Raw genomic sequence first — 12,537 nt, forward strand, 5'->3', positions numbered from 1 at the left:
TCCGGAATCCGCTCCTGCCAGTCATCACTGGCGATTTCAGTACTCCCGGGTAGTGACATACCGCGCGGTACGTGCGCAGAATCTGCACACCCTTACTACTGCCACGTAGCGCCCACCGGGAGGACGCCGTGCTGAGCACCATGCAGGACGTACCACTGACCGTCACCCGCATCCTGCAGCACGGGATGACGATCCACGGGACGTCACTGATCACCACCTGGACGGGTGAGCCCGAGCCGCAGCGCCGCACCTTCGCCGAGGCGGGCGCCCGCGCGACCCAGCTGGCGAACGCCCTGCGCGACGAGCTCGGCGTCACCGGAGACCAGCGGGTCGCGACCCTCATGTGGAACAACGCCGAGCACGTCGAGGCGTACTTCGCGATCCCCTCCATGGGCGCGGTCCTCCACACCCTCAACCTGCGTCTTCCCCCCGAGCAGCTGGTCTGGATCGTCAACCACGCCGCCGACCGGGTCGTCCTCGTCAACGGCTCCCTGCTCCCGCTCCTCGCCCCGCTGCTGCCGCACCTGCCGACCATCGAGCACATCGTGGTCTCGGGCCCGGGCGACCGATCCGTCCTCGACGGCGTGGCGCCCCGCGTGCACGACTACGAGGAGCTGCTCGCCGGCCGCCCCACCACCTTCGACTGGCCGGAGCTGGACGAACGCGCCGCCGCCGCCATGTGTTACACCTCCGGCACCACCGGCGACCCCAAGGGCGTCGTCTACTCCCACCGCTCCATCTACCTGCACTCCATGCAGGTCAACATGGCCGAGTCGATGGGCCTGACGGACAAGGACACGACCCTCGTCGTCGTTCCGCAGTTCCACGTCAACGCCTGGGGCCTGCCGCACGCCACCTTCATGACCGGCATCAACATGCTCATGCCGGACCGCTTCCTCCAGCCGGCCCCGCTCGCCGAGATGATCGAGCGCGAGAGGCCGAGCCACGCCGCCGCCGTCCCCACCATCTGGCAGGGCCTGCTCGCCGAGGTCACCGCCAACCCGCGCGACCTGACGTCCATGAAGCAGGTCACCATCGGCGGCGCGGCCTGTCCGCCCTCCCTCATGGAGGCGTACGACAAGCTCGGCGTCCGCCTCTGCCACGCCTGGGGCATGACGGAGACCTCCCCGCTCGGCACCATGGCGCACCCGCCGGCCGGGCTCACGGCGGAGGAGGAGTGGCCGTACCGCGTCACCCAGGGCCGTTTCCCGGCCGGTGTCGAGGCCCGGCTTGTCGGCCCCGGCGGCGAACACCTGCCCTGGGACGGCGAGTCGGCCGGTGAGCTGGAGGTCCGCGGCAACTGGATCGCGGGCGCGTACTTCGGTGGGGTGGACGGCGAGGAGATCCGTCCGGCGGACAAGTTCAGCGAGGACGGCTGGCTGAAGACCGGCGACGTCGGCGTCATCAGCGCGGACGGCTACCTCACGCTCACCGACCGGGCCAAGGACGTCATCAAGTCCGGCGGCGAGTGGATCTCGTCCGTCGAGCTGGAGAACGCCCTCATGGCGCACCCGGAGGTCGCCGAGGCCGCCGTCGTCGCCGTACCGGACGAGAAGTGGGGCGAGCGGCCACTGGCGACCGTCGTCCTCAAGGAGGGCTCGACGGCGGACTACGAGTCGCTGAAGTCCTTCCTCGCCACCGAGGGCGGCATCGCCAAGTGGCAGCTGCCGGAGCGCTGGGCGCTGGTCCCGGCGGTGCCGAAGACGAGCGTGGGGAAGTTCGACAAGAAGGTGATCCGCAGGCAGTACGCGGAGGGCGAGCTGGACGTGACCCAGCTCTGAGCCCGTACGCATGAGTGAGAGGGGGCGGTGTCCGCGCGGACACCGCCCCCTCTCACTCATGCGTACGTCTGACGACCGGGCGCCTCGCCGCAGGCCGGCCCGCGGCCGCTCCGGTCAGTTGGTGCCGATCTTCGCCAGCAGGTCCACGATCCGGGCCTGGACCTCGTCGCTCGTCGAGCGTTCCGCGAGGAAGAGGACCGTCTCGCCGGACGCCAGCTTGGGCAGTTCGGCCTCGTCGAGGCCGGCCGAGGTGTAGACGACGAGCGGTGTGCGGTTCAACTGGCCGTTCGCGCGCAGCCAGTCGATGATCCCGGCCCTTCGGCGGCGCACCTGCATCAGGTCCATGACCACCAGGTTCGGCCGCATCTGCGCCGCCAGCGTGACCGCCTCGGCGTCCGCCTCGGCCCGCGCCACCTGCATGCCGCGCCGCTCCAGGGTCGCCGCGAGCGCCTGCGCGATCTCCTCGTGCTCCTCGATGAGCAGGACGCGGGAGGGGTGCTGCTCGCTGTCGCGCGGGGCGAGCGCCTTGAGGAGTACGGCGGGATCGGCGCCGTACGCCGCCTCGCGGGTCGCCTGCCCGAGCCCGGCCGCGAGCAGCACCGGCACCTCGGCGGCGACGGCGGCCTGGCGCAGCGACTGGAGCGCGGTACGGGTGATGGGGCCGGTCAGCGGGTCGACGAAGAGCGCGGCCGGGAAGGCCGCGATCTGGGCGTCGACCTCCTCGCGGGAGTGGACGATCACCGGACGGTAGCCGCGGTCGCTCAGCGCCTGCTGGGTGGAGACGTCCGGCGCCGGCCAGACGAGCAGACGGCGCGGGTTGTCCAGCGGCTCCGGGGGCAGTTCGTCGTCGACCGGCTGCGGCAGCGGCCTGTTCGCGACCTCGACCGCGCCGCCCGGGCCGTCGAGCGGCTCGGGCCCTTCGGCGGAGCCCTCGGCGGGCGCTCCTATGGCGTACGCCCGGCCCTCGGGGGCGGTCGGCCCGAGCTTGGGCTGCGGCAGTGGCTGCTGCGGCTGCGGCTGCTGAGGGTCCGACGCCTGCGGGTGCGGGTGGGGGTTCGGGTGCGGCTTGGCCGCCGGCTCGGAGGGGGCCGGGCGGTCCCCCTCGGGGGGAGTGGCGAGCTTACGCCGCCGACCGGAGCCGTTCGACGCGTTCTGCCCGGGGGCGACCTGGCCGGGGGCGACCTGGCCGGTCTGCTGGGCAGCCGCCTGCTGCGCGGCGATCTGCTGGGCAGCCGTCTGCTGGGCGGCGATCTGCTGGGCGAAGGGCACGCCCTGCCCGAGCGTACGGACGCTGAAGGCCCGGCCGCCCGCGGACGCGGGTGCCTCCGGCGGCAGGGGTACGGACCCGGTGCCGGTACCGGAACGGGTCTCCTGCGGGATGCCCGAATCCGCGCCCCGGCGACGGCCGGTCGGCTCGGAGACCGGGTGCGCGTGCGGCGCCGTGTGCTCGGTGCCCGGCACGGACCGGGCGGCGTCGTGCTGTCCTTCGTCGCTCACGGGGAGGGCGGAAGGCTGCGGCGCCGGCTGCGGGGCCGGCTGCGGGGCCGGCTGCGGGGCCGCGAAGGGGGCGGCGTGCGGGGCCTGAGCCGCCTCCTCGGACGGCCGGTCCGCATCGGCCGGCGGAAGCGCGAACGGCGTGCGGGGCCCCGCGTCGGCGGCGGCGGTCCGCTCCTGGGCGGCGAGCGCCCGGCGAGCCCGGCGGCCCGCCTGCTGCCCCGATGCCGCGTCCCCCTCGCCGCTCGCCACGGCCGGCAGCGCCCGGGCGAGGGCGGGGGCCTCCATGGACGTGCCCTGAGCCGGGACGGGAACGCCCTGCGGCGGCACGGCGTCGCCCCGAGCGGCGCGCCCCTGCGCCCCCTCGGCGGCGGTCACCACGGCGCCCTCGGCGGGGCGGCCCCGACGACGACCGGTCGGTTCGGTGCCGGAGGGGGTGCTCGGGCCCGCGTTCTGGGCGGGGATCAGCTCGGCGGGGGCCGCCTGGCCGTCCTCCGTACGGCCGCGTCGGCGACCGGTCGGCTCGACGGCGCCACCGGACCCGCCACCGGCACCGGCGCTCGTACCGCCACCGGCGCCCGTACCGCCGCCCGCACCGTCACCCGTACCGCTCTCCGCCGCGACGGCGCTCTCCAGGAAGGCGTCCGTGGACGCCCGGCGGGCGCGTCGCCGTCCACCGCCCTGCGTCTCCGATGCCTGCGCGGGCAGCGCGAGCTGGGCTCCCTGTGCCTGTGCCTGTGCCTGTGCCTGTGCCTGAGCCGCGGGCTGCGCCGCGGCCGCGCGAACGGGCCCCAGCTCGGGCTGCGCCCCCGCCACGGCCAGTCCAGCTCCCGGCCCCGCGGCCGTGGCGGCGACCGTTCCCTTCCCGGCGCCGAGCGGAACCTCCAGCACGTACGCGCTGCCGCTCGTCCCGGGCACCTCGTGCGTCTGCACCACACCGCCGTGCGCCGCCACGATCCCGCGGACGATGGGCTGATGGACGGCGTCGCCCCCGGCGTACGGCCCGCGCACCTCGATCCGTACGACGTCACCGCGCTGCGCGGCCGCGACGACGATCGTCGAGTCGGCGTATCCGGCGCCCGGTACGAGCCGGGCCTTGCCGGTGGAGTCGACCCCGGCCACGTCCGCGACGAGGTGGGCGAGCGCGGTCGCGAGCCGGCCGGCGTCCACCTCGGCCTCGATCGGCGGCGCGTGCACGGCGAACTGGACGCGGCCGGGCCCGATGAGCTCCACGGCCCCGTCGACACCCGCCCCGACGACCCGGTCGAGCGGTACGACGTTCTTGTCGAGGGTCTCCGCCCCCGCGTCCAGGCGCTGGTAGCCGAGGACGTTGTCGACGAGGGTGGTCATCCGGGCGTACCCGGCGGCCAGGTGGTGGAGCAACTGGTTGGCCTCCGGCCACAGCTGCCCCGCGTCGTCGGCCGCGAGGGTGGCGAGCTCGGTGCGCAGCTCCTCCAGCGGGCCGCGCAGCGACTCGCCGAGGACGGCCGTCAGCTGCTCGTGCCGGGCGGCGAGGGCGTCGTACCGCTCCTTCTCCCGCTCCAGCAGCTCCGCCTGCCGCTCCAGCTCGGCCGCGTGCCGCTCGGCGCGGTCGGCGAGTTCGGCGGCGTGCTGCTCGGCGAGCTGTTCGTACGGCCGGCGGTCGGTGAAGGTCATCACCGCGCCGACGAGCTGGTCCCCGTCCCGTACCGGCGCGGTCGTCAGGTCGACGGGCACCTGGGCACCGCTCTTCGACCAGAGCACCTGGTTGCGGACCCGGTGCTTGCGGCCCGACTTCAGGGTGTCGGCGAGCGGAGACCCTTCGTACGGGAACGGCTCGCCGTCCGCCCGCGAGTGCAGGATCAGCGGGTGGAGCTCCTTGCCGCCGAGATCGCTGGCGCGGTAGCCGAGGATCTGCGCGGCGGCGGGGTTGACGAGGACGACGCGTCCGTCGGTGTCGGTGCCGACCACGCCCTCGGCCGCCGCGCGCAGGATCATCTCGGTCTGGCGCTGCGAGCGGGCGAGTTCGGCCTCGGTGTCGAGGGTGCCGGTGAGATCGCGGACGACGAGCATGAGGAGTTCGTCGCCGGTGTAGGCGCTGTACGAGTCGTAGGCCTCGCGGCCGTCCTCCAGGCTCGCGCTGGTCACCTCGACGGCGAACTCGCTGCCGTCGGTGCGGCGCGCGATCATCCGGGTCGGCTTCGTACGGCCCCGCTCGTCGGTGCCCTCGGGCAGCCGCATCGAGCCGGGGATCAGGCGCGAGTCGAAGCCGGGCAGCAGATCGAGCAGGCCGCGGCCGACGAGCGCGGTGCCCGGGGTCTCGAACATGCCGAGGGCGATGGTGTTGGCGTTGACGACCGTGCCGTTGCAGTTGACGAGCACGAGGCCGTCGGGGAGGGCGTCAAGTATGGCTGCGAGGCGAGCAGCGCCTCGGGATGGCCTGCTGCTCACGACGACGCTTCCTCCCTGACCCACTGCGCTTGCCCGGCTGCACTGCCCGGTGGCCGGCCGGCCCCATCTTGCCTCTCGGGCCCCGGCCTGTCACTGAGGTGAGTCTAAGGGCAGGGCCGCCGGGCGCGGGGGGAGGTCTCTTGCCTCCGGCACAATGCGGCGCTTCGTGGGAGCTTTCGTGGAGCTCCGTGGGCGCTTCATCCGTGTACGTGCGGAAGCACGGGCTCCAGATTCTCCCAGCGGGCGATCTCGCAGCCGTCGGTGCGGGCGAAGTGGGCGTCGACGGGGCGCCCCTGCCAGTCCCCGGTGATGTGGGCGACGGCCGGCCCGCCGTACTGCTGCGTGCAGTAACGGTTCTTGTCCACTGCCGCGAACGGGTCCTTCCCCTCCTTCGCGAGCCGGTCGAGCCGCTCGCAGGCGCGGTTGGCGGCCGGGTGGTTCCCGCTCGCCCGGCTGCCGCACTCGAGCCGGTAGGTGCCGTTGGCGTTCGGGTGGCCGCTCTTGGAGACCGTCACGGTGAGCGCGTCGGGCGGCGACAGCAGGGGCAGCGGCGGGACCGGCCCGAGCCCGGCGGCGCCGGCGGTGGCCGCGAGGGGGGCGAGGGTGGAGAGGACGAGGCGGCGCAGCATACGGACTCCAGGTGAGCGGGTGGGGGCTACGGACTCGCGGCCCGTCTCCTCTAACGCTGCGTCCCCGGGTTCGTTGCGCAAGCGGGAGGGGCCGGAGGACTTTGCTCTCCGCCCGGGAGGGCTAGTACGGTGAGAAGCGATTGGTGGCACCCGGCTCGTCTGTGTCATCATCTGCACGCACCGTTCGCGCCCGCGCGAAGTGCAGGGAGGCGTCGCCTAGTCCGGTCTATGGCGCCGCACTGCTAATGCGGTTTGGGTCTTAAAGCCCATCGAGGGTTCAAATCCCTCCGCCTCCGCCCCACCCGAAGCCCCGGCCCCACGGCCGGGGCTTCGGCCGTTCCCGGCCCGGGTGCGTCAGGCCCATGACTGCCCGCCGGGTCACCCGTCCGGCGGATGGGGGGAGGGGGCCCGGATCTGCCCCTGAGAGACGTTTTCGCAGGTCAGGGCGGGTCTGGCTAATGGATTTCGCGCTACGGCGCAGGTCATGTAATGTTGTCCACGCAACGCCGACCGGCAAGAAAAACGCCGAGAAGCACAAGCACTCGTAGCTTAACGGATAGAGCATCTGACTACGGATCAGAAGGTTGCAGGTTCGAATCCTGCCGAGTGCACAGCCTGAGAGGCCCCGGACGAGAGTCCGGGGCCTCTTGCGTTGGGCCGTACAGCGGCGAAGGACAGGTCGTGCCGACCGTCGGGGAGATGGACGGCGCGCTCGGTGGGGAGGGATCGCATGAGGTTCGGAGCGGGGAGGGCGGGGCTGACCGCTGGGGTGCTCGTGTCGTTGGCCGCGTTGGTGGGGTGCGGGACGACGCAGGCGCCCGCGACGGGCCCGGAGAGCACGGCGACGGGTGCGGCGCCGGCAAGCCCCTCAGCGGCAAGCCCCTCGGCTGCGACGCCCCCGCCGGTGGCGGAGGGCGTCCGGCTCTCCGCCGGGGAGCTTCAGGGGCGGTGGTGGTCCTGGGCGGCTTCGGAGCCCCCGGAGACCAACCCCGTGTCCGACCAGGACGGGGGCGAGTGCGGACGCAACCAACCGGAGGACGTCTGGTTCCTGGCCGGCACCTTCGGTGGTCGGGTCACGCGCGAGTGCGCGGTTCCCGGCGGCCGTCCCATCGCCTTCCCCGTCGTCAACACCTACGGCGAGCCCGCGGACTGCGCGGCCTTCATGAGGGGCGCGCGGGGGACCGTGTTCCTGGACGGCGAGGCGGTCGAGCCGGAGACGTACCGGGGCGACGCGATGACGGTGCGCGGCGCTCGGGGAAACGCGGTCACGGAGGAGGAAGGGAGCTTCACCGCCACGGGCTGCGGCCTGTGGGTCCAGCTGCCCGCCCTGGCGCCGGGGAAGCATGAGCTGAAGATCCGTGGACGGTCGGGCGGCTTCTCGGTGGGTGTGGACTACGCGTTGGCCGTCTCCGCCTCCTAGCGGCACGGGCCGGGGGGCTCGCTCGTAAGGGTGGTGGGGGATAAGGTCTGAAGATCGTTTTGTCTTCGGATTTGTGGGGGTTGGCATGGCACTGTTCGGGAACGCGCACAAGATCGATCCGGCGCAGGCGCAGCAGGACTACGCGCGGCTGCTCGGGCCCGGGGAGCAGGTGCACGCCGCGTACCTGTTGATACGGGACACGATCTTCTTCACCGACCGGCGGCTCGTGCTCGTCGACAAGCAGGGCATCACCGGCAAGAAGGTCGAGTACCACTCGGTCCCGTACCGCAGCATCACCCACTTCGCCGTGGAGACCGCCGGCACCTTCGATCTGGACGCCGAGCTGAAGATCTGGATCTCCGGCCAGTCCCTCCCCGTCCAGAAGACCTTCACCAAGGGCGTGGACATCTACGAGGTGCAGGCGATCCTGACCCAGTTCGTGGCCAAGTAGGACCGAGGGACGAGACGAGGCCTCCGGGTCGCTCCAGGGCGATCCCGGGGGCCTTCCTCTTCCGGGTGTACGCCCGCGTGTCCGGAGGCACGGCCCGCACGGCGTCGCCTGCGGTTGACGGCCGCCGGGCACGGGGCTGGACTGGATTCATGGGGGCTGCGGGGACTCCGGCCTAGGGAGAGCAGCGATGACGACCATGGAAACGTTCGAGCTTCTGCAGCCGTACAAGATCGCCGAGGAGACGTTCGTCATCCCCTGGGCCCTCGAGGCCCCGCCGGTCGGGCACTTCCCGATGAACTCGATGGTGATCCGGGGCCCCGAACCGGTCCTCGTCGACACCGGGGCGCCCGCGGTGCGCTCCCAGTGGCTGGAGGCCGCCTGGTCCGTCGTAGACCCCCTGGACGTGCGGTGGATCTTCCTCACCCACGACGACCGCGACCACGCCGGCAACCTCCTGGCGGTCCTCGCCGCGTGCCCGAACGCGACCCTGCTGACCACCTGGTTCTCCATCGGCCGCATGGCCGAGGAGTGGGAGACCCCCGTCAATCGGTGCCGCTTCATGACCGACGGCGACACGATCGACGCGGGCGACCGCACCCTGGTCGCCAAACGACCGCCCCTGTACGACAACCCCACCACTCGCGCCCTCTTCGACCCGAAGACCCATGTCCTGTGGGCCGTCGACACCTTCGCCACCAACGTGCCGGCCCCCATGCCCGACGTCGCGGAGCTGTCACCGGACGATTTCCGCGACGGCCAGTTCTTCGGCGGACGCCTGGTCTCTCCCTGGGTCGCCCTGCTGGACTCCCAGAAGTTCGGGACGGTCGTCAGCGACTTCCAGCATCTGGGCGCCGAGGTCATCGCCGGCTGCCACACCCCGATCCTCAGCGGCCCCCGGGTCCCCGAGGCCTATGACCTCCTCCGCCGGCTTCCCGAGATCCCACCGTGGGCGGAGTTCACCCAGGCCGACCTGGACCAGTGGATGGCGGTCGCCGAGAGCTCGGTTCCGCCGGAGCAGCCACGGCCGTCCGGGACGTGAGGCGCGCTGCCACCCGGTGCCTTGGGGCGGGGCGCGGGCCGTGCCGTGAGCGGTGAGGTTGACTGGGCGGCTCACGAGAGCACGAGCAGGGGGAACGAGCCGTGGTGTGGCGGTGTGCCGGGATGGGGTGGCGCGGGGGCGTGCCCGGGCTGCGCTGGGAGGGCGGGCGGGTGTCCGTGCTCCGGTACGGGCAGATGATCGGGTTCCGGGCGGTCGGTGGGCGACGCTGCCCGGGCGCCCGGGGCAACGCCTGCCCGTTGTCCGCGCAGGTGCCGCCGCGCGCCACCGGCGGGCAGTGCCCCGCGTGCGCACGGCTCGACCGGGCCCATTCGGTCGCCGCCGACACCAAGCTGGACGACCCCCAGCCGTACCGCGTGTACCTCGCCTGGTTCGGGCCCGGGATGACCAAGGTCGGGATCACGGCCGAGGCCCGGGGCGACGCCCGGCTCCTGGAGCAGGGGGCCGTCGCCTTCAGCTGGATCGGGCGGGGGCCGCTCATGGCCGCGCGGCGGACCGAGGAACAGCTGCGGCACGCGCTGAAGGTGCCCGACCGGATTCCGTACGCCGGGAAGCGTGCCGTACGGCACCGGCTGCCGGCGCCGCCCGAACGCCGGCGCGAGATCGAGGAGCTGTACCGCGAAGCCGTCGCCCTGCCCGGGTGGGGAGAGACCCTCCACACGCTGCCGTGCGAGGTGCGCGATCACGCCGGGGTCTTCGGGCTCGACGGGCTCCCGGCGCTCTCCGGGACCGTCACCGAGCTGTGCGAGAACGGCGTCGTCGCCGGCCGTGTCCTCGCCGCCGCAGGGCCCGACCTGCACCTTCTCGACTCCGAAGGGCGCTGCCTCGCCGTCGACACCCGGCTCGTACGGGGGTGGGGGCTGGCCTCGGCCGACGCGGGCGAAGCCGTCACCGTGCCCGTCCGGAAGGAGCCGGGCCGCACCCAGGAGGGGCTGTTCTAGCCGACCGTAAAGACTTGGACCCCTTTCCCGCCCGGCTGTGGACAGGTCCGCCCCGACCGGCGGAGGGTGATCGACATGACCCAGAGCCTGGTGGCGGGCCTCGAACCGCCGTACTACACCGCTGTCTTCACCTCGGTCCGTGCCGACGACCCCGAGGGGTACGCCGAGACCGGCGCCCGCATGCTGGAGATCGTCCGGGAGATCCCCGGCTTCCTCGGCTACGAGACCGCCCGCACCCCCGGCGGGATCGGCATCTCCGTCGCCTACTTCCGCGACCTCGAATCCCTCGGTGCCTGGCAGAACGACGCGGAGCACCAGGCCGCGAAGCACCACGGGCGCGCGCACTGGTACGACCGCTACAGCGTCCACATCGGGAAGGTCGAGAGGAGCTACAGCTTTGAGCGCGCATGACACCCCCGACCACCCCGGCGATCTGGTCCGGCGGCTCGGCATCCCCGGACTCGTCGACGTCCACACCCACTTCATGCCCCAGAACGTCCTCGACAAGGTCTGGGCCTACTTCGACGCCGTCGGCCCCCTGACCGGCATGGAGTGGCCCATCACCTACCGCGAGGAGGAGGACCGCCGCGTCGCGCTGCTCCGCGAGTTCGGTGTCCTCGCGTTCACCTCGATGCTCTATCCGCACAAGGCCGGGATGGCGCGGTGGCTCAACGGCTGGGCCGCCGACTTCGCCGCCCGTACACCCGACTGTCTGCACACCGCGACCCTCTATCCGGAGCCGGACACCGGGACGTACGTCCGGCAGGCCCTCGACGCCGGTGCCCGGGTCTTCAAGGTGCACCTCCAGGTCGGCGGGTTCGATCCCAACGACGGGCTGATGGAGGGTGGTTGGGGGCTGATCGCCGAAGCCGGCGTGCCCGTCGTCATCCACTGCGGCTCGGGGCCCGCCCCCGGGAAGTTCACCGGGCCCGGGCCCGTTGGACAGCTGCTCGCCCGCCATCCCCGCCTGCGGCTGATCGTCGCCCACATGGGGATGCCGGAGTACGCCGACTTCCTCGACCTCGCCGAGCGGTACGAAGGCGTCCACCTGGACACCACCATGGCCTTCACCGACTTCAGCGAACGGTTCGCCCCCTTCCCCGCCGCCGAACTCCCGCGCCTGCGCGCTCTCGGGCTCGGCGGGCGGATCCTCCTCGGCTCCGACTTCCCGAACATTCCCTACCCGTACGTCCACCAGCTCGACGCCCTGGAGCGGCTCGGCCTCGGGGAGGAGTGGCTGCGGAACGTGCTGCACCACAACGCGGCCGGGCTCTTCGATCTGCCCCGGCGTTCTTAGGGAATTCACAGGGAGGGCAAAGAGAGATCTCAGTACGCCGCTCCAGCGTGGCACCATGACCGCGACCACGCCCCGGGGGAGCACCGCCCCGCGTACCGCCGCCCCGCGCACCACGGCCCCGCGTACCGCCGCCCCGCGTACCGCCGCCCCGCGCACCACGGCCCCGCGTACCGCCGCCCCGCGTACCGCCGCCCCTCACATACTCCGGCCCGACGGCACGGCCGTCCGGGTGCTCGTCGTGGACGACGAGGCCTCGCTCGCCGAACTGCTCTCCATGGCCCTGCGGTACGAGGGCTGGCAGGTCCACAGCGCGGGCGACGGCGCCGGGGCGCTGCGCGCGGCGCGGGAGTTCCGGCCCGATGCCGTGATCCTCGACGTGATGCTGCCCGACATGGACGGCCTGGCCGTGCTCGGCGGACTGCGACGCGAACTGCCCGACGTGCCGGTGCTGTTCCTGACCGCCAAGGACGCCGTCGAGGACCGGATCGACGGCCTCACGGCGGGCGGCGACGACTACGTCACCAAGCCGTTCAGCCTGGAGGAGGTCGTGGCGCGGCTGCGCGGACTGATCCGGCGTTCGGGGGCGGCGCAGGCGCGCAGCGAGTCGCTGCTCGTGGTCGGGGACCTGACCCTGGACGAGGACAGCCACGAGGTCACCCGGGGCGGGGACTCGATCCACCTCACCGCGACCGAGTTCGAGCTGCTGCGCTACCTCATGCGCAACCCGCGCCGGGTGCTGAGCAAGGCGCAGATCCTGGACCGGGTCTGGTCGTACGACTTCGGCGGCCAGGCCAACATCGTCGAGCTCTACATCTCCTACCTGCGACGGAAGATCGACGCGGGACGCTCGCCGATGATCCACACCCGGCGCGGGGCCGGTTACCTGATCAAGCCGGGGGAGTAGGGGTGTCGTAGGGGTGTCCCGGGGTGCCGGGCCCGGGGGGCCGGGCCCGGGGGGCCGGGCCCGGGGCGCCCCGGGCCCGGGGTGCCGGGCCCGGGGGGCCTGCCGGACCTGACCGAGAAGAAGTAATCGCTAT

At 72.8% G+C, this 12,537-nt stretch carries 10 protein-coding genes and 2 tRNA genes; 10 read left to right on the forward strand and 2 right to left on the reverse strand.

The window, feature by feature from the left end; genetic code table 11:
• The first annotated feature begins 128 nt into the window (after positions 1-128).
• Positions 129-1,781 carry a long-chain fatty acid--CoA ligase gene (locus tag ACF06X_RS29300; RefSeq protein ID WP_392290325.1) on the forward strand — a complete coding sequence of 551 codons (1,653 nt, stop codon included), beginning with the start codon at positions 129-131 and terminating at the stop codon, positions 1,779-1,781.
• A gap of 114 nt (positions 1,782-1,895) precedes the next feature.
• Here ACF06X_RS29300 and ACF06X_RS29305 read toward each other — a convergent pair whose 3' ends face one another.
• Complete coding sequence (locus ACF06X_RS29305) at positions 1,896-5,705, reverse strand: PAS domain-containing protein (protein WP_392290326.1); 3,810 nt, start codon at positions 5,703-5,705, stop codon at positions 1,896-1,898.
• A gap of 197 nt (positions 5,706-5,902) precedes the next feature.
• Positions 5,903-6,334 carry an SSI family serine proteinase inhibitor gene (locus ACF06X_RS29310; protein ID WP_392290327.1) on the reverse strand — a complete coding sequence of 144 codons (432 nt, stop codon included), beginning with the start codon at positions 6,332-6,334 and terminating at the stop codon, positions 5,903-5,905.
• A 205-nt stretch (positions 6,335-6,539) separates the two neighbouring features.
• Here ACF06X_RS29310 and ACF06X_RS29315 point away from each other — a divergent pair.
• The 9 genes from ACF06X_RS29315 to ACF06X_RS29355 all read left to right on the forward strand — a co-directional run bounded on the left by ACF06X_RS29315 (position 6,540) and on the right by ACF06X_RS29355 (position 12,404).
• A tRNA-Ser gene (locus tag ACF06X_RS29315) sits at positions 6,540-6,630 on the forward strand.
• Positions 6,631-6,872: 242 nt separating this feature from the next.
• Positions 6,873-6,945: transfer RNA gene (locus ACF06X_RS29320), tRNA-Arg, on the forward strand.
• Positions 6,946-7,325: 380 nt separating this feature from the next.
• Positions 7,326-7,754, forward strand: coding sequence for a signal protein (locus tag ACF06X_RS29325; RefSeq protein ID WP_392290328.1), 429 nt, complete (start codon positions 7,326-7,328; stop codon positions 7,752-7,754).
• A gap of 85 nt (positions 7,755-7,839) precedes the next feature.
• On the forward strand, positions 7,840-8,205 hold the full coding sequence (locus ACF06X_RS29330; protein ID WP_392290329.1) for a PH domain-containing protein: 366 nt from the start codon (positions 7,840-7,842) through the stop codon (positions 8,203-8,205).
• A 187-nt stretch (positions 8,206-8,392) separates the two neighbouring features.
• Positions 8,393-9,244, forward strand: coding sequence for an MBL fold metallo-hydrolase (locus ACF06X_RS29335; RefSeq protein ID WP_392290330.1), 852 nt, complete (start codon positions 8,393-8,395; stop codon positions 9,242-9,244).
• Positions 9,245-9,366: 122 nt separating this feature from the next.
• Positions 9,367-10,203 carry a DUF2797 domain-containing protein gene (locus ACF06X_RS29340; RefSeq protein WP_392290331.1) on the forward strand — a complete coding sequence of 279 codons (837 nt, stop codon included), beginning with the start codon at positions 9,367-9,369 and terminating at the stop codon, positions 10,201-10,203.
• A 75-nt stretch (positions 10,204-10,278) separates the two neighbouring features.
• A complete protein-coding gene (locus ACF06X_RS29345) occupies positions 10,279-10,614 on the forward strand; it encodes an antibiotic biosynthesis monooxygenase family protein (RefSeq protein WP_392290332.1) in 336 nt (111 codons plus the stop codon).
• Complete coding sequence (locus ACF06X_RS29350; RefSeq protein WP_392290333.1) at positions 10,601-11,500, forward strand: amidohydrolase family protein; 900 nt, start codon at positions 10,601-10,603, stop codon at positions 11,498-11,500. The genes ACF06X_RS29345 and ACF06X_RS29350 overlap by 14 nt, the downstream gene beginning before the upstream one ends.
• 55 nt (positions 11,501-11,555) lie before the next feature.
• Positions 11,556-12,404, forward strand: coding sequence for a response regulator (locus ACF06X_RS29355; protein ID WP_392290334.1), 849 nt, complete (start codon positions 11,556-11,558; stop codon positions 12,402-12,404).
• The last annotated feature ends 133 nt before the right edge of the window (positions 12,405-12,537 follow it).

It is taken from the genome of Streptomyces sp. NPDC015346 (genome assembly GCF_043078785.1).
Classification (GTDB): Bacteria; Actinomycetota; Actinomycetes; order Streptomycetales; family Streptomycetaceae; genus Streptomyces.